Raw genomic sequence first — 16,678 nt, 5'->3', positions numbered from 1 at the left:
TGAAAAGATGTCGAAACGTTTCAGCATTGTCGCGGATGCGACAGTGACCAGCACGTCGGAACCCAACGGAGGGACGCCTGCATGACGACCGACATCACCCTGTTTCGCGCGCGAGCCGTGCGCTCCGCAGCCGAGGTGCTCGGCAACACCGTCGCGGTCGAGCGCGGGCGAATCGCCGCGGTCGGTGCCTGGGATGAGCTGCGCGCCGCGCATCCCGACGCCGAGGTGCGAGAGTTCCCCGACGCCACGATCACCGCGGGCCTGATTGACGGCCACGCGCACCCCATCTGGGGCCTCTCGATGGCGCGCGGGGTCGACCTGAGCGGCATCGAGACCCGGGCCGGGGTGATCCAGGCCCTGCGGCAGGGCGCGTCCGAACATCCCGAGGGGGAGTGGCTCTTCGGGTGGGGGCTCGCACCGAACGCGCTCGAGGGCCCGGTCGACAACACGGCCATCCACGAGGCGGTCGGCGCCGACCGGCCCGTCTACCTCATGCTGTTTGACGCGCACTCGGCGCTCCTTTCCGCCGCAGCCCTGCGCGAGGTCGGGGTGACGGCGCCCCACCGAACCGTCGACGGCGGGGGATTCACCGCGAACGCGAACGGCGAGCTGACGGGCCACGCCCTCGAGTTCGCCGCAATGCAGGAAATCGCCGACCGCGTGCCGCAGGAGCCGCTCGCGACCCGGGCCGACCGACTCCACGAGCTCTTCCACGACATGGCGGCCACCGGGCTGACCGCGCTCGTCGTCGCCGACGCACAGGGCGGCGACGCCGTGCCCGAGGTGCTCGACGAACTCGAGCGGCGCGGCGACCTGCCGCTCCGCCTGCGCATCTCGCCCTGGTGCACGCCCGACCTCACCGAGCAGCAGGTGCGTGAACTCGTCGCCGGCCTCGGCAAACGCGGCCGCCGCTGGCGGTTCGAGGGCGTCAAACTGTTCATCGACGGCACGATCGACAACGGCACCGCCTGGCTCCACGAACCCGACACCGAGGGCGAGGGCCGCGCCGGCTTCTGGCACGACCCGAACACGTACGCGGCGCGCATCCGGCTGCTGCACTCGCTCGGCGTGCCGACCCTGACGCACGCGATCGGTGACCGCGGCGTGCGCTTTGTCGCCGACACCCTCGCGGCGCTCCCGAAGACCGGCGTGCAGCACCGCATCGAGCACCTCGAGCTCGCCGACGACGAAACCATCGCGACGCTCGCGGCCAATGACATCGCGGTGTGCGTGCAGCCGACCCATTGCACCCTATTCGTGCATCCCGAGCAGCAAGACAGCTGGTCGCAGCGACTCGGCGAGCCGCGCAACCAGCACGGATTCCGCACCGGCGACTTCGCCGCGGCCGGCATCGTGCAGGCGCTCGCGAGCGACTGGCCGGTCGCGCCCTACGACCCGCGCATCACCTTCGCCGACGCGCAGCTCCGGCATCCGCACGACCACGACACACCGCCAATCGGGCCCGCGCAGGCGCTCACGCCCGAGCAGATCCTCGCGGGCTACACGAGCGCGGGCGGCGCCTCCATCGGCGAAACCGGCAGCAGCCTGCAGCCGGGGGAGCCCGCCGACTTCACCATCTGGGCCGCCGACCCGATCACCGCGTCACCGCACGACGTGGCCGACATCCCCATTCTCGCCACCACGCTCGACGGCGTCGTGGTGGCGCAGCCCGCAGCTTCGAAAGGCACCACGGCATGACCACGAACCAGCCCCAGCTCAAGCGAGCGATGGGTACCCCGACCCTGCTCATGTTCGGCATCGCCTACATGGTGCCGCTCACGATCTTCAGCACCTACGGCGTGGTCAGCGACATCACCGGCGGCCGCCTGCCGCTCGCCTACATCGTCACGACCATCGCGATGCTCTTCACGGCGCTGAGCTACGCGAGCATTGTGCGCCGCCTCCCGACCGCGGGCAGCGCATACGGATACGCGCGCCAGGCGTTCGGCCGCGGCGTGGGCTTCGTCACCGGCTGGGGCCTCATGGTCGACTACATGCTGCTGCCGATGCTGAACTACATGCTCGTCGGGCTCTACGTGAACAGCCAGTTCCCGGGCATCCCGGTGTGGCTCGTCATCGTGCTCGCGATCGTCCTCGTCACGGTGCTCAACGCCATCGGCATCGAGGTCGTGCGCAACATTAACGTGCTGCTCGTCGCGTTCCAGGTGCTGTTCCTCGTCTTCTTCGTCGTGCTCGCGGTCGGCAAGTTCACGCCCGAGGCCGATGCGGCGGCGCCCTTCGCGTTCGCACCCGACTTCTCGGCGGTGGTCGCGGGGTCGGCGATTCTCGCGCTGTCGTTCCTCGGCTTCGACGCCGTCTCGACGCTCGCCGAGGAGGCGAAGGACGCGCGCCGCACGGTGCCCCGCGCGGTGCTGCTCACCGTCGTGGTCGGCGGCGTCATGTTCGTCGTGGTCTCGCTCGTCGGCTACCTCGTGTGGCCCGATCACTCCACCTTCGAGAACCTCGACACCGCGCCGAACGAGCTGTTCGGAGTCGTAGGCGGCTCGGCCCTGCAGGCGTTCTTCCTCGCCGCGTACATCGTCGGCTGCGTCGCGAGCGCGCTGAGCTCGCAGGCCTCGACCTCGCGCGTGCTCTACTCGATGGGGCGTGACCGGATGCTCCCGCAGGCGCTGTTCGGCAAGGTCAACGCGCGCTTCCAGACCCCGAGCAACGCGATTCTCGTCGTCGCGGTCGTCTCGCTACTCGCGCTCGTGTTGCCCCTCGACACGGTGATCTCGGTCGTGAGTTTCGGCGCGCTCGCCGCCTTCTCGATGGTGAACCTCGCCGTGATCAAGTTCTTCCTCATCGACGCGAAGGAGCGCAGCGCCGGCGCGATCGTGCGGTACGGTGTGCTCCCGGTGATCGGCTTCGCGCTCACCATGTGGCTGTGGTTCTCGCTGAGTGCCGAGGCGCTCACGGTCGGCCTCGTCTGGGTGGCGATCGGTGTCATCTACCTCGCGGTGATCTCGAAGGGGTTCCGAAAGATCCCGGAATCGAGCATCGACACGAAGGCGATCATGCGCCTCGACGAGCGGGAGCGGGCCGAGCTGGAGCGTGACGCGAGCTAGGCCGTCGCGACCGCGTGATGCCGCCCGAGCGGCAGCATGAGCGGCCGGTTCGAGGTCGGGTCGATGATCACCTGGCTCTCGAGCCCGAACACCTCGCGCACCGTGTCGACCGTGAGCACCTCCTCGGCCGTGCCGCTCGAGTGCACGCCGCCGTTCGCGATCGCGACGAGCCGGTCGGCGTAACGCGCCGCGAGGTTGAGGTCGTGCAGCACCATCACGACCGTCGTGCCGCGGTCGCGATTCAGGTCGGTGAGCAGGTCGAGCACCTCGACCTGGTGGGCGACGTCGAGGAACGTTGTCGGCTCGTCGAGCAGCAGCAGGTCGGTCTGCTGCGCGAGCGCCATCGCGATCCACACGCGCTGGCGCTGCCCGCCCGACAGCTCGTCGATCGCCCGGTCGGCGAGCTCGAGCGTCTGGGTCGCCTCGAGCGCCGCGGCGACCGCCTCGTCGTCGTCGCGGGTCCACCGCGTGAACATCCGCTGGTGCGGGTTGCGGCCGCGGCTCACGAGGTCCGACACCGTGATGCCCTCGGGCGCGATCGGCGACTGCGGCAGCAAGCCGAGCGTGCGCGCGAGCTCCTTCGCGCCCATCCGGTGAATCTGCTTGCCGTCGAGCACCACTTCGCCCGACTGCGGCGCGAGCAGGCGCGACATCGACCGCAGCAGCGTCGACTTGCCGCACGCGTTCGCGCCCACGATCGCGGTCACCTGCCCGGGCGCGATCTCGAGGCTGAGCGAGTCGATGACGGTGCGCTCGCGGTAGCCGAGCGACAGTTCGCGGGCTGAGAGCTGGTGGGATGCGGTCACAGCGACCCTCCGGTGCGGTTCGAACGAATGATGAGGTACACGAGATACGGGGCGCCGAGCGCACCCGTGATGACGCCGACGGGGAAGCGCGTGTCGAACGCGAACTGCCCGACGAAGTCGGCGACGAGCACGAGCAGCGCGCCGATGAACGCCGCCGGCACGAGCGGTGAGCCGTGCGGCCCGACGATGCGCGCCGCGATCGGCCCCGACAGGAACGCGACGAACGCGATCGGCCCCGCCGCCGCGGTGGCGAAGGCGATGAGGCCGACGGCGCTAACGATGAGCAGGATGCGCGTGCGCTCCGTGCGCACGCCGAGGGCCGCCGCCGTGTCGTCGCCGAGCTGCAGAATCGACAGGTGCCGCGCGGTCGCGAGCAAGAGCGGGCCCGCGATGCAGAGCAAGATGATGACCGGCACGACCTCGCTCCAGCGCACGCCGTTGAGGCTGCCGGTGAGCCAGCGCATCGCCTCCTGCAGTTCCCACTGCGGTGCCTTCTTCAGCACGTACGACGTCACCGAGTCGAGCATCGCCGCGATGCCGATGCCGATGAGAATGAGCCGCGTGCGGTGCACGCTGCCGCGGAACGACAGCGCGTAGATGAGCAGCGCGACCGCGAGCCCGGTCGCGATCGCGAACACCGACACCTGCGCGCCACCGAGGCCGAGGATCACGATCGCGAAGGCCGCCGCGGCGCTCGCGCCCGAGCTGATGCCGATGATGTCGGGGCTCGCGAGGGGGTTGCGCAGCATCGTCTGGAACGTGACGCCGCCGAGGCCGAAGCAGAACCCGGCGACGAGTGCGAGCACGGCGCGGGGGAGCCGCAACCGGCCCACCGTGAACGACGCGCCTGGAACATCCTGCCCGAACACGACGCCGAGCACCTCGCCGGGCGAGTAGATCGTCTTGCCGAACATGAGCGTCGCGACGAACACGGCGACGATGACGATCGCGAGCGCGAGCAGAATCGCGCGGCGACGGCGGCCGCGGCGCAGGCGCAGACCGCGCACGAGGCGCGTCGAGTCGGATGCGCGGGGCTTCGTGGCGGTCGGGGTTGCAGTGCTGATCGTCATAGCTCGCGCACCTTCTGCCGACGAACGATGTAGATGAAGAACGGGGCTCCGACGAGCGCCGTGATGATGCCGACGTCGATCTCTTCGGGGCGGGCGATGATGCGGCCGACGATGTCGGAGACGGTGAGCAGCGCCGCGCCGGTGAGCGCCGAGAACGGGAGCAGCCAGCGGTGGTCGACGCCGACGAGCAGGCGGCAGAGGTGCGGAATCACGAGCCCAACGAAGGCGATGGGGCCGGCGACCGCGGTTGCCGCGCCGCAGAGCAGCACCGCGCCGAGCGAGGCGAGGGCGCGCACGTACGCAACCCGCTCGCCGAGGCCGGCGGCGAGCTCGTCGCCGAGCGCGAGTGAGTTGAGGGCGCGGGCGCAGCCGAAGCAGATGAGCGCGCCGACGGCGAGGAATGGCAGCACGGTCGTGATCGCCTCGATCGTCGCGCCGCCGACGCCGCCGATCTGCCAGGAGCGCACGCTGCCCGCGATGTCACCGCGGGGCAGCACGACGGCGCTGATGAACGACGCCGCGGCGGCGGAGGTCGCGGCGCCCGCGAGCGCGAGCTTCAGCGGGGTCGCGCCGTCGCGGCCGAGCGAACCGACGACGTAGACGAAGACGGCGGTGAGCGCGGCGCCGAGAATCGCGGTCCAGATGAAGCTCGAGAAGCTCCAGAGCCCGAACCAGGCGATGCCCGTGACGACCGCGAGCGAGGCGCCCATGTTGACCCCGAGGATGCCGGGGTCGGCGAGCGGGTTGCGGGTGACGCCCTGCATGACGGCGCCCGAGACGCCGAGCGCCGCGCCGAGTAGCAGCGCGAGCGCGGTGCGCCAGATGCGCTTCGTCACCGCGCCCTGGCCGAGCCCATCCTGGTTGCCAGCGAGGGCGCCCACGATCTCGTCCCAGCTCACGACGCGCGAGCCGATCGAGATCGACGCGAACGCGAGCCCCGCGACCACGACGAGCGCCATCGCGAGCCACACCAGGCGCGACCGAGTCGGGCGCCGCACAATGGCGACGCCCGACTCGGGTGCGGTGACGACCTGCGTCAATTCGCGGCGCCCACGGCGTCGGCGAGTTCGCCAACGTAGTCGTCGAGCACCCACGAGATCGACAGGGGCGTCGGGTTCGCGGCGGTGCCCATCGGGCCCGAGCCGTCGAGGAACACGATGGCGTCGTTCGCGACGGCCGGCATCTGCGAGAGCACCGGATCGGCCTTGAGCGTGTCGACGAGCTCCTGGTCACCGTACGTGACGATGAGCTCGACGTCGTCGAACATGTCGACCTGCTCCGCGCTCACGCTGCCAGAGAATTCGCCCGAGGCGGCGGCCTCTTCAACCGCGGCCGGGGTCGTGAGCCCGAGGTCGTCGAAGAACGCGGCGCGGGTGTCGTTCGCGGTGTAGAAGTTCACGGTGCTGAGGTCGGTCGTGTCGACGTGCGTCATGAACATCGTCGACGTGCCCTCGAGCTCGGGGTACTCGGCGACGCTGTCGGCGATCTGCTGCTCGAGGTCGGCGATGAGGGCGTCGCCCTCGGCGGTCATTCCCATGCCCATCGCGTTGTAGCGGATCACGTCGCGCCACGAGGTGGCCCAGGCGGCCTCGGGATACGCGACGACCGGCGCGATCTCGGTGAGGGTGTCGTAGTCCTCCTGCGTCAGGCCCGAGTAGGCCGCGAGAATCACGTCGGGCTCGGTGTTCGCGACGGCCTCGAAGTCGATGCCGTCGGTCTCGTCGAAGAGCACGGGCGTCTCGGCGCCGAGCTCCTCGAGGCGCTCCGATACCCAGGGGAGCAGGCCGTCGCCGTCGTCGTCGCCGAAGTTCGCGGCCGACATGCCGACCGGCACAACCCCGAGGGCGAGCGGCACCTCGTGGTTGGCCCAGTTCACGGTCGCGACGCGCTCGGGCGCCTCTTCGAGGGTCGTCGTGCCGAACGCGTGCTCGATCTCGAGGGGGAACTGGTCGGAGGCAGCGACGGCCCCCGTCGACGACGAGGCGGCGGGCCCCTCGGAATCGGTGATGGCGGCGCAGGCCGAGAGGCTGACCGCGAGGGCTCCGGCCACAATGGCCGAAAGAGCGCGACGAAGACGCATGGGGAGGGGCTCCAGATCTTTCAGGGGTTAAGTGAGGCTTACCTAAAAGAATTTAGAATGCCCGCTGAATCGACGCAATCGCGCGAAAGAGACGGCCTCTATCGTGAATTGGACACATCGCGCTCAGCGGAACGCCGAGGGCGACAGCCCCGTCGTGCGGCGGAACGCGGCCCCGAACGCGCTCGCCGAGGCGTAGCCGACCCGCTCGGCGACATCGTCGACCCGCAGCCCCGAGCCGATGAGCATGATCGCGCGCTGCATCCGCACCGCGGCCTGCCACTGCGAGAACCCGAGCCCCGTGTCGTCGGCGAACGCACGCGTGATCGTGCGGGTGCTGCGCCCGAGCGTCTCGGCCCATTCGGCAAGCGTGCGCGGATCGCCCGGGTCGGCCATGAGCGCACCGGCGATTGGCTGCAACCGCGCGTCGGTCGGCCGCTGCACGACGAGCGCGCCGGCCGCCGGCTTCAGCACGTCGATCACGAGGTCTTCGGTGAGCGCGCGCGACTCGTCGCCCAGTTCCCGGTCGTCGAGGCGGTCGAGCAGCAGCCGCAGCAGCGGGCTCACCTCGACGCCGACCGGCTCATCGGCGAGCGCCGGGGCGACCCGCACGTCGAACTGTGCTGTGCGATACCAGGTGCCCGCCGGAGCGAAGCCCGAGTGCAGCACGCCTGCGGGCATCCACACCCCGATCGACCGGCCGATCGTCCACACCCGCGCCCCGATCGTCACGGTCGAGGCGCCGCGCTCGTTCCACAGCAGCTCGTGCGTCGGGTGCGAGTGCGCCGGCCACTCGACGTCGCGCTCGACGTGCTCCATCATGCCGTGAATGACGTACGGCACCTCGACGCTCCCGGCCGCGTAGGCGGGCAGGATGCGCGTCTCAGTGTCGCGAAGTCGGGGCATATTTCCTTGCTAGTCGTGTGGTCGAACGCAGCGCGACCATAATAAAAGGGATAGGCGGAAACGCTCCGGCCTCATGGCCCGGGCTGTGTGCCCGCAAATCGCGTACAGGTTGGCTTGCGCTAGTGTGCGCATCGTGGCACGTTGTCCCCAGGCGTGCCGCCTCGCGGCGCAGCCGTACGTATCCACCCCCCGCTACAGAAAGCACATCGTGTCTCACAAGCTCGTTATCGTCGAGTCGCCCACCAAGGTCAAGAGCATCTCGAAGTACCTTGGCGACGACTACACGGTGATGGCCTCCGTCGGCCATATCCGCGACCTCATCGAGCCGAAAAACCTTCCGGCCGAGCAGAAGAAGGGTTCGCTCGGCAAGTTCTCGGTCGACGTCGAGAACGGCTTCGAGCCGTACTACGTCGTCAGCGACGCGAAGAAGAAGACGGTGACCGAGCTGAAGCGGGCCCTCAAGGACTCCGACGAACTCATTCTCGCAACCGATGAAGACCGCGAGGGTGAGGCGATTGCGTGGCACCTGCTCGAGGTGCTGAAGCCGAAGGTGCCGGTCAAGCGCATGGTGTTCCACGAGATCACGCAGGAGGCGATCGAGGCCGCGCGCGACAAGACGCGCGACATCGACGACCACCTCGTGGACGCGCAGGAGACCCGGCGCATCCTCGACCGCCTGTACGGCTATGAAATCTCGCCGGTGCTCTGGCGCAAGGTTGGCCCGGGCCTGAGCGCTGGCCGCGTGCAGTCGGCCGCGACCCGTCTCATCGTCGACCGTGAGCGTGAGCGTCTCGCGTTCGTCGCGGCTAACTACTGGGGCGTGCAGGCCGACCTCTCGGCGACCGGGCAGGCGTTCGGCGTGCGACTCACCCGCATCGACGGCGACCGCGTCGCGACCGGCCGCGACTTCGACGACCACGGCAAGCTGACCGGCGAGGCGACGATCCTCACCGAGCCCACCGCGACGGCACTCGCCGAAGCGCTCGCGGCCGGCGACATCGCCGTGACCGTCGCGAACATCGAGTCGAAGCCGTACACGCGCCGACCCGCCGCCCCGTTCACGACCTCGACGCTGCAGCAGGAGGCCTCCCGCAAGCTCGGGTTCTCGGCCCGCCAGACCATGTCGGTCGCGCAGTCGCTCTACGAAAACGGGCACATCACCTATATGCGTACCGACTCGTCGAACCTCTCGGCGCAGGCGCTCAGCGCCGCCCGCAGCCAGGCGCGCGAGCTCTACGGCGCCGAGACGGTGCCCGAGAAGCCCCGCTTCTACGGCTCGAAGCAGAAAAACGCGCAGGAGGCGCACGAGGCGATCCGCCCCGCCGGCAGCGAGTTCCAGCGCCCGCGCGACCTCACCGGCGTGAGCGACACCGAGCGCAAGCTCTACGACCTCATCTGGAAGCGCACGGTCGCGAGCCAGATGGCGGATGCGAAGGGCCAGACCCAGACGGTGACGTTCGCGGGTGCGGCGCACGAGCTGCCCGACGCGGCCGGAACGCTGACGAAGCTCACCACCGAGTACCAGGTGTCGGGCACCGTCATCACGTTCCGCGGGTTCCTCGCCGCCTACGAGGAGGGCCGCGACGAGCAGCGCAACTCGCAGGACTCGAGCGACGGCGCGGCGAAGCTGCCCGAGCTTTCGAAGGGCGAGTCGGTGAATGTCGACGGCGCCGAGGCGAAGTCGCACGAGACCACGCCGCCGCCGCGCTACACCGAGGCGAGCCTCGTGAAGGTGCTCGACGAGCTCGGCATCGGCCGCCCCTCGACCTACGCGTCGATCATCGCGACGATCCAAGACCGCGGCTACGTGAACCGTCGCGGCAACGCGCTCGTGCCGAGCTGGACCGCGTTCAGCGTCGTGCGCTTGCTCGAAGACCACTTCGGCGACCTCGTCGAGTACGACTTCACGGCGCAGATGGAATCCGACCTCGACGCGATCGCCTCGGGCGAGCAAGACCGCGTCGCCTGGCTCAACGGTTTCTACTTCGGCCACGACGAGCACCAGGGCCTGCGCGGCGTCGTCGACAACCTCGGCGAGATCGACGCGCGCGCGATCAACTCGACGAAGCTCTCCGACACCGCGACCCTGCGCATCGGCCGCTACGGCCCATACATCGAGGTTGAGCAGCCCGACGACGCCGACCCGCGCCGCATCAACGTGCCCGAAGACCTCGCACCCGACGAGCTCACCGCCGAGAAGGTGCAGGAGCTCATCGACGCCCCGGTCGCGGGCGACCGCGTGCTCGGCCAAGACCCCGAGTCGGGCCACGACATTGTCGTGAAGGATGGCCGCTTCGGCCCCTACGTGTCGGAGGTCATCCCCGAGCCCGAGCAGCCCGAGGGCGCGAAGCGCAAGAAGGCGGCCCCGAAGCCGCGCACCGCCTCGCTGTTCAAGTCGATGTCGCCCGACACGGTGACGTTCGAGCAGGCGCTGCAGCTGCTCAGCCTGCCGCGCGTCGTTGGCGTCGACGAGGAGAGCGGCACCGAGATCACCGCGCAGAACGGCCGCTACGGCGCCTACCTGAAGAAGGGCACCGACACCCGGTCGCTGCCCGACGAAGACTCGATCTTCTCGATCGATCTCGCGGGCGCGCAGGAGCTGTTCGCGCAGCCGAAGTACGCGAACCGGCAGTCGAAGACGGTCATTCTCGACTTCGCGGAGCCCGACCCGGTTTCGGGCAAGGTCGTGAAGGTGAAGGACGGCCGCTTCGGCCCCTACGTCACCGACGGCGAGACGAACGTCACGGTGCCGCGCGGGCAGGATGCCGCGACGATCACGTTCGCGCGCGCGGTCGAGATGATCGCCGAGAAGCGCGCGAAGGGCCCGGCGAAGAAGCGCACGTCGACCGCCAAGAAGCCGGCGGCGAAGAAGGCCACCGCGAAGAAGCCTGCGGCCAAGAAGCCTGCCGCGAAGAAGCCCGCGGCGAAGCGCACCACGACGAAGAAGCCCGCCGCGAGTTCCGAGGCGAGCGAGTAGTCGTGCCGCGGGGGCTGTTCATCACCTTCGAGGGCGGGGATGGCGCCGGCAAGTCGTCGCACGCGCGGCAGCTCGTCGAGTGGTTGCGCGCCGAGGGTCGCGAGGTCGTGCAGACCCGCGAGCCCGGCGGCACCGAGCTCGGTCAGCAGCTGCGGGACATCGTGCTGCACGGCCCCGACGACCTCTCCGACCGCGCCGAGGCGCTGATCTTTGCGGCCGACCGAGCCCACCACATCCGTTCGCTCGTGCGGCCCGCGCTCGAGCGGGGCGCGGTCGTCGTGCAAGACCGCTACTACGACTCGTCGGTCGTGTACCAGGGGTTCGGCCGTGGCCTCGGCGCCGACACGATCCGCGACCTCTCGCTCTGGGCGACCGAGGGGCTCGTTCCCGACCTCACGCTGCTGCTCGACCTGCCGCCCGAGGTGGCGAAGCAGCGGATGCGCGCGAGTCGCGCCGGGCTCGACCGGCTCGAGTCGCTCGGCGACGACTTTCACCGCACCGTGCGCGACGAGTTTCTGCAGCTCGCGGCCGCGGAGCCCGAGCGGTTCTGCGTCGTCGACGTCGACCGGCCCGAGCGCGTTGTGCGCGAAGACATTCGCGCCGAGGTGCGGGCCCGGCTCGAACGGCTCGCCGCATGAGCGTGTGGCACGAGGTCGTCGGGCAGCCGCGCGCGGTGGCGACGTTCCAGCGTGCGGTGCAGGGCGCCCGCCGCGGCAGCGAGGATGCGGCGGCCTTCACGAACTCGTGGCTCGTCACGGGCCCCGCGGGGTCGGGTCGCTCGACGATCGCGTACGCGTTCGCGGCGGCGCTGCTGTGCCCATACGACGGGTGCGGCGAGTGCCCGAGCTGCCGACAGGTGAGGGCGCGCAGTCACGCCGACCTCACCCCGGTCGCCACCGAGACCGTCTCGATCGACATCAAGACCGCGCGTGAGCTCGTCACCCGCGCGGCGACCTCGCCGTCGGGCTCCGACTACCGCGTCATCGTCGTCGAGGACGCCGACCGCATGGTCGAGCGCACGTCGAACACGCTGCTCAAGGCGATCGAGGAGCCGGTCGAGAGTACCGTCTGGGTGCTCTGCGCGCCGAGCGAGGCCGACCTGTTGCCGACCATCCGTTCCCGCGTGCGCGTCGTGCCGCTCACGACCCCCGCGGTCGATGACGTCGCGACGCTGCTCGAGCGCCGCCACGGCGTCGACCACGAGACCGCGGTGCGCGCCGCGACCGAGGCGCAGTCGCACGTCGGCATGGCCTCCCGGCTTGTCACCTCGCCGGAGGCGTGGCAGCGCCGCAGCGAGTCGCTCGACGGCGTGCTGCGCCTCGCGACGACGGGGGATGCCGTGCGCAAGGCGCAGCAGTGGCTCGACCTCGCGAAGTCTGACGGCGAGGCGCACTTCGCCGAGCGTGCCGAGCGCGAGAAGAACGAGACCTACCGCAGCCTTGGCCTCGAACCCGGCCAGACCATCCCGCGCAAGCTGCAGAGCATTTTCCGCGAGCTCGAGCGCGAACAAGACCGCCGCGCGAAGCGCGCGACGATCGACGGCGTCGACCGGATTCTCACCGACGTACAGTCACTCTGGCGCGATCTCCTCATGCTGCAGTTGGATGTTCCTGTGCCGCTCGTGAATGAATCTCAGCGCGGTGAACTCGAGGCGGTGCGGAATCGGCGACCGGCGTCATCGACGATCGCTAGCATTGAGGCGATCGCCCTCGTGCGTCGACGGCTCACAGCGAATGTGCCGCCGCAGCTTGCGCTCGAGGAATTGCTGATCGGCTACGCCGTCGGCTAGCGACCACCCGAGCGACTGCCGAGAGGATGCCGATGCGAGGACCAGCGAAGCAACGACGCACGAGACTGCTGCGCATGGGGGCAATCGCGGTGACCGCGTCGCTCGTGCTGAGCGGCTGCACCCTGATTCAGGAGTTGCAGGGCACCGATGAGGAGCTCGAGCAGGGCAATGGCGCCGAGGGCGGCGAGGGCTCGGGCGACATTCCCGACAGCGTCGCGCCCGGTGCCGAGGAGTTCTACGAGCAAGAGGTCGAGTGGGGCGAGTGCCCGCCCGAGTACGCCGCCGAAGACGAGACCGTCGAATGCGCGACCGTCATCGCGCCGCTGAACTGGGCCGACCCGACGCAGGATTCCGACTATCCGGTTGAGCTCGCGCTCGTGCGCCTGCCCGCGACCGGCGAGTCGCAGGGGTCGCTGTTCACGAACCCCGGCGGACCCGGCGGCAGCGGCGTCGACTTTGTCGCGCAGAGCGGCTCGTACATGTTCAGCGAAGACCTGCGCGAGAACTTCGACATCGTTGGCTGGGACCCCCGCGGCGTCGGCTACTCGAGCGCCGTCTACTGCTACGACGACGAGGGCATGGACGACTACCTCTACGGCGTGCCCGACGGGTACTCCGAGATGACCACCGCCGAGCTCCTCGACTACCAGAAGAAGCAGGCGATCGCGTTTGGTGACGCCTGCTACGAGAACACGGGTGAGCTGCTCGAGTACGTCGACACGATCTCGACCGTGCAAGACCTCGACCTGCTGCGCTACGTCATCGACGGCGCCCCGCTCAACTACTTCGGGTTCTCGTACGGCACCGACATCGGCGCGCAGTACATCGACATGTTCCCCGAGCAGGTCGGCCGCGTCGTGCTCGACGGCGCCACCGACCCGACGGTGCCGATGATGGATGTGGTGCTCGACCAGCAAGAGAAGTTCAGCGACTCGATCCTCGCGTACCTCGAAGACTGCCTCACCGGCGACCAGTGCCCGTTCGACAAGCGGGGAGGTGTTGATGGCGCGATCGAGGAGATCCAGGACGTCATGGACGACGCCGACACGAACCTGTCGAAGGGCCCCGACGGCCGCGTCGTGACCTCGGCCCTCATCTACCAGGCGATCGTCGCCGGGATGTACGACGAGTCGAGCTGGCAGTACGTCTCGAACGCGTTCGAGAGCTGGATGACCTCGCGCGACTCGACGATCTTCTTCGCGCTCGCCGACTCGTACAACGGTCGCCTCCCTGACGGCACGTACATGTCGAACCAGACCGAGGCCTTCACCGCGATCAACTGCCTCGATTACCCGGTCGAGACCGACAAGGCGAAGATTCGCGAGTACAACGAGAAGCTGCAGGAGGTCACGCTCTTCTCGGGCGAGGCCTCCGACGAAGAGCTCGAACTCGGCGACGTGACCTGCGAGAACTGGCCGTTCCAGTCGCGCCTCACCGAGCAGGCGCCCGTCGTCGGCGAGGGCGCGGCACCCGTGCTCGTCGTCGCCACCACGAACGACCCCGCGACGCCCCTGAAGTGGGCCGAAGCGGTGGCCGAGCAGCTCGAGTCGGCCTCACTCCTCGTGTACGAGGGCGAGGGCCACATCGCCTACGACGAGGGCGACGAGTGCGTCATCGGCACGGTCGATGACTACCTCATCACCGGCAACCTGCCCGAGGGCGACATCAACTGTTAGCCGGCTAGAACGCCTGCAGCATCGCGCTCTGCGACTCCTCAAGATGTTGGAGTTGCAGGGCGCGAGCTGCTTCGCCGTCGTGTCGAGCGATCGCGTCGAGAATTGACTCGTGTGCTTCGCGCTCGGTCGGTGACGAGATGTGGGCGCTGAGACCGGGCAGCACAAAGTGGAGCCGATTGATCTCGTCAACGAGCGGCCGCAACGTCGAGGCGGCGCGGTGATTGCCGCTCAGCGTCGCAACCTTCACATGGAACTCGGCGGCGAACTCGACCTGCTCGGCGAGGCTGATCCCGGGCTCGTGTTGCTTCGCGATGATCTCTGAGATCTCGGAGATCGCTTCTCGAGCCGGGGCAATTGCGGCGCGCGCCGCGAGCTCCGGCTCAAGGATGATCCGCATGTCCATGACCTCGCGGATATCGGTGAGGTTGAGCGGGCGCACAAGGTAGCCCTTGCGGGGGAGTACCTGGAGCCAGCCCTCGGTGGTGAGCAACCGGAAGGTCTCTCGCACCGGCGTCCGCGAGACCCCGAATTCCTCGGTGAACTGGTTCTCTGCGATCACTTCCCCGGGCGGGATTTGTGCTGTTCGGATTCGGTCTCGAATCGCGACGAGCAACGACTCGGTTCTCGACTGCATGGTCTCTCCGCGGCATCTCCGTCGACGTTCGGCAGTGGGCCGACGGTCAAACTAGGCTCACGCCCCCGTCTACGGCCAGAATTTGGCCGGTTACGTAGCTTAGATCGGTCAGCGCAAGAATCGCCTGCGCAGCATCTTCGACTTCGCCAAGTCGCCCGGCCGGTGCGGTGGTGACGATGCGTTCGCGGGCGGCGGTCCAGGAGTTCGTGAGCGGGGTATCGACGTAGCCCGGGGCAATGGCGTTGACTCGCACGTTTGGTCCGAGCGCAACGGCGAGCAGCTTGGTCATATGAATGACGCCGGCCTTCGAGATTGCATAGGGGATCGAGCTGCCGTCAACCGAGAGCCCGGCAATCGACGCGACGTTGATGACCTGCCCCTTGGTCTCGGCGAGTGCGTCGGCGCAGGCCCGAACGAGGTTCCACGGGCCCTTGAGGTTGGTGCGCATGACCGCGTCCCAGAATTCGTCGTCGACGGCCTGGAGATCCGGGTGGGGGATTGGTTTTGCGATGCCCGCGTTGTTGACGACGAGGTCGAGCCGCCCGAAGTTCTCCAGCGCACGACCACGAAGCCGCGCAGCAACCGTCGGGTCGCCAATGTCGCCGTCGACGTAGGCGGCGCGTTCACCGAGCTGGTCGACGATGTCGTCACCCTGCTGTTGCGTGCGATAGCCGTTGAACACGACGCCGTACCCCCGCTCGTGTAAGCGAAGGGCCGTGGCCCTGCCGATACCGCTGGTTGAGCCGGTAACGATGGCGCTCTTCATGGTGGGCTCCTAATTGGTTTCGTTCGTGTCGGATTCGGCTGCAGCTGCGGGGAGTGACGAGGTCACGAGCGCGGCAAATGCGGCGTCCGGATGCGCGGCGCTGGCCGCGAACCAGCTGGCCTCGATGCTCGGTAGCAGGGCGCTGCGTACGCCCGAGCGCGACACGAGCTCATGCACGTGGTGGAGGTCCTTCTCAAACTTCGTGAGCCCCGCACCGTCTGGCGTGAACGCGTCGGTCATGGAGTCGACGAGCTGCAACTCGAGGCGCCGGGAACTCGCCCAACCGCCCGTCAGCGCCTGGAGCGCGACATCGGCCGCAATGTTCGCGTGTCGCAGGAGCGCTGCCGCCTCCGCCGCCGCGACCGAGTGCGCGGCGACGAGAAACTGGTTGACGAGCTTGAGGGTTTCTCCCGCGCCGACCGAACCGGCGTGAACGACGCTCGCGCAGGTGTGCCGCAGCAGCGCCTCGATCTCGTCGAAGTCCTCTTCGGCGCATCCGACCATCGCCGAGAGCGTGCCCTGCTCGGCTCCCGCAGGGCCGCCCGAGACCGGCGCATCCGCGAACCGAATGCCGAGACGCGCGAGGCTGGCTGCCGTCTCGATGGCGAACTCGGGTGCGAGCGTGGCGTGCTCGATGATGAGACTGCCGGGTTCCAGAAGCGACGCGAGGCCGTCAGGCCCGAAGTAGACCTCCCGCACCGCTTGCTCGTCGAGCAGGCACGACACGACGACGTCGCTGCCACGCAGCCCGGAGCGGTCGGTGGTTGCCGCGAAGCCCTCGGCCTCGAGTCGCTGCCGTTTCGTGGGGTCCCTCACCCAAACCAGGGGTCCATATCCAGCATCGGTGAGGCGTCGAGCCAGAGGGAGTCCCATAACTCCGGCGCCGACCATGCCGATTCGTCGCGGCGT

Annotated in this window: 14 protein-coding genes; 6 read left to right on the top strand and 8 right to left on the bottom strand. The window is 68.9% G+C overall.

Annotated features, from left to right (window positions below; translation table 11 throughout):
• The first annotated feature begins 81 nt into the window (after positions 1 to 81).
• Positions 82 to 1,698, top strand: a complete 1,617-nt coding sequence (locus G328_RS14215; RefSeq protein WP_019618180.1) for an amidohydrolase — start codon at positions 82 to 84, stop codon at positions 1,696 to 1,698.
• Positions 1,695 to 3,068, top strand: coding sequence for an APC family permease (locus G328_RS0104615; RefSeq protein ID WP_019618179.1), 1,374 nt, complete (start codon positions 1,695 to 1,697; stop codon positions 3,066 to 3,068). Before G328_RS14215 ends, G328_RS0104615 begins: the two co-directional genes overlap by 4 nt.
• On the opposite strand, the gene G328_RS0104610 is transcribed toward G328_RS0104615, so the two are convergent.
• From G328_RS0104610 to G328_RS0104590, 5 genes are all read right to left on the bottom strand, one after another.
• Positions 3,065 to 3,874 carry an ABC transporter ATP-binding protein gene (locus G328_RS0104610; RefSeq protein ID WP_019618178.1) on the bottom strand — a complete coding sequence of 270 codons (810 nt, stop codon included), beginning with the start codon at positions 3,872 to 3,874 and terminating at the stop codon, positions 3,065 to 3,067. The two genes, G328_RS0104615 and G328_RS0104610, sit on opposite strands and share 4 nt — an antisense overlap.
• The gene (locus G328_RS0104605) at positions 3,871 to 4,944 is read right to left on the bottom strand and encodes a FecCD family ABC transporter permease (protein WP_019618177.1); all 1,074 of its coding nucleotides are present in this window, start codon (positions 4,942 to 4,944) and stop codon (positions 3,871 to 3,873) included. The genes G328_RS0104610 and G328_RS0104605 overlap by 4 nt, the downstream gene beginning before the upstream one ends.
• Positions 4,941 to 5,984: a FecCD family ABC transporter permease gene (locus tag G328_RS0104600; protein WP_019618176.1), complete on the bottom strand. Its 1,044-nt coding sequence runs from the start codon at positions 5,982 to 5,984 to the stop codon at positions 4,941 to 4,943. The genes G328_RS0104605 and G328_RS0104600 overlap by 4 nt, the downstream gene beginning before the upstream one ends.
• Positions 5,981 to 7,024 carry an iron-siderophore ABC transporter substrate-binding protein gene (locus G328_RS0104595; RefSeq protein WP_019618175.1) on the bottom strand — a complete coding sequence of 348 codons (1,044 nt, stop codon included), beginning with the start codon at positions 7,022 to 7,024 and terminating at the stop codon, positions 5,981 to 5,983. Before G328_RS0104595 ends, G328_RS0104600 begins: the two co-directional genes overlap by 4 nt.
• 123 nt (positions 7,025 to 7,147) lie before the next feature.
• Positions 7,148 to 7,927: a helix-turn-helix domain-containing protein gene (locus G328_RS0104590; protein ID WP_019618174.1), complete on the bottom strand. Its 780-nt coding sequence runs from the start codon at positions 7,925 to 7,927 to the stop codon at positions 7,148 to 7,150.
• A gap of 208 nt (positions 7,928 to 8,135) precedes the next feature.
• On the opposite strand from G328_RS0104590, the gene topA reads away from it, so the two are divergent.
• From topA to G328_RS14210, 4 genes are all read left to right on the top strand, one after another.
• Entirely contained in the window at positions 8,136 to 10,904 is a 2,769-nt protein-coding gene (gene topA / locus G328_RS0104585; protein WP_019618173.1) for a type I DNA topoisomerase, read from the top strand.
• A 2-nt stretch (positions 10,905 to 10,906) separates the two neighbouring features.
• The gene (gene tmk / locus G328_RS0104580; protein ID WP_019618172.1) at positions 10,907 to 11,542 is read left to right on the top strand and encodes a dTMP kinase; all 636 of its coding nucleotides are present in this window, start codon (positions 10,907 to 10,909) and stop codon (positions 11,540 to 11,542) included.
• Positions 11,539 to 12,693, top strand: coding sequence for a DNA polymerase III subunit delta' (locus G328_RS0104575; protein WP_019618171.1), 1,155 nt, complete (start codon positions 11,539 to 11,541; stop codon positions 12,691 to 12,693). The genes tmk and G328_RS0104575 overlap by 4 nt, the downstream gene beginning before the upstream one ends.
• Positions 12,694 to 12,767: 74 nt before the next feature.
• Positions 12,768 to 14,369, top strand: a complete 1,602-nt coding sequence (locus tag G328_RS14210) for an alpha/beta hydrolase (protein ID WP_019618170.1) — start codon at positions 12,768 to 12,770, stop codon at positions 14,367 to 14,369.
• A gap of 4 nt (positions 14,370 to 14,373) precedes the next feature.
• Here the strand turns inward: G328_RS14210 and G328_RS14205 are convergent, their stop codons facing one another.
• Genes G328_RS14205 through G328_RS14200 form a run of 3 tightly spaced genes read right to left on the bottom strand, consistent with a single transcriptional unit; the run spans position 14,374 to position 16,660 of the window.
• Positions 14,374 to 15,003: a GntR family transcriptional regulator gene (locus G328_RS14205; RefSeq protein WP_083919549.1), complete on the bottom strand. Its 630-nt coding sequence runs from the start codon at positions 15,001 to 15,003 to the stop codon at positions 14,374 to 14,376.
• A gap of 46 nt (positions 15,004 to 15,049) precedes the next feature.
• Positions 15,050 to 15,769 (bottom strand): SDR family NAD(P)-dependent oxidoreductase, encoded by a 720-nt coding sequence (locus G328_RS0104560; RefSeq protein ID WP_019618168.1) that lies wholly within the window; start codon positions 15,767 to 15,769, stop codon positions 15,050 to 15,052.
• A gap of 9 nt (positions 15,770 to 15,778) precedes the next feature.
• Positions 15,779 to 16,660 (bottom strand): NAD(P)-dependent oxidoreductase, encoded by an 882-nt coding sequence (locus G328_RS14200; RefSeq protein ID WP_275401665.1) that lies wholly within the window; start codon positions 16,658 to 16,660, stop codon positions 15,779 to 15,781.
• Positions 16,661 to 16,678 lie beyond the last annotated feature (18 nt).

This window comes from [Zimmermannella] faecalis ATCC 13722 (assembly GCF_000381765.1).
Taxonomy (GTDB): Bacteria; Actinomycetota; Actinomycetes; order Actinomycetales; family Microbacteriaceae; genus Gulosibacter; species Gulosibacter faecalis.
Note: the sequence above shows the minus strand (reverse complement) of the source record. Positions and strands in the feature narration are given on the sequence as shown.

Coding starts and splice junctions, on each gene's coding strand:
- G328_RS14215 (WP_019618180.1), top strand. CDS start 82: ATGACGACCGACATCACCCTGTTTCGCGCGCGAGCCGTGCGCTCCGCA.
- G328_RS0104615 (WP_019618179.1), top strand. CDS start 1,695: ATGACCACGAACCAGCCCCAGCTCAAGCGAGCGATGGGTACCCCGACC.
- G328_RS0104605 (WP_019618177.1), bottom strand. CDS start 4,944: ATGACGATCAGCACTGCAACCCCGACCGCCACGAAGCCCCGCGCATCC.
- G328_RS0104595 (WP_019618175.1), bottom strand. CDS start 7,024: ATGCGTCTTCGTCGCGCTCTTTCGGCCATTGTGGCCGGAGCCCTCGCG.
- G328_RS0104590 (WP_019618174.1), bottom strand. CDS start 7,927: ATGCCCCGACTTCGCGACACTGAGACGCGCATCCTGCCCGCCTACGCG.
- G328_RS0104575 (WP_019618171.1), top strand. CDS start 11,539: ATGAGCGTGTGGCACGAGGTCGTCGGGCAGCCGCGCGCGGTGGCGACG.
- G328_RS14210 (WP_019618170.1), top strand. CDS start 12,768: ATGGGGGCAATCGCGGTGACCGCGTCGCTCGTGCTGAGCGGCTGCACC.
- G328_RS14205 (WP_083919549.1), bottom strand. CDS start 15,003: ATGCAGTCGAGAACCGAGTCGTTGCTCGTCGCGATTCGAGACCGAATC.
- G328_RS0104560 (WP_019618168.1), bottom strand. CDS start 15,769: ATGAAGAGCGCCATCGTTACCGGCTCAACCAGCGGTATCGGCAGGGCC.
- G328_RS14200 (WP_275401665.1), bottom strand. CDS start 16,660: ATGGTCGGCGCCGGAGTTATGGGACTCCCTCTGGCTCGACGCCTCACC.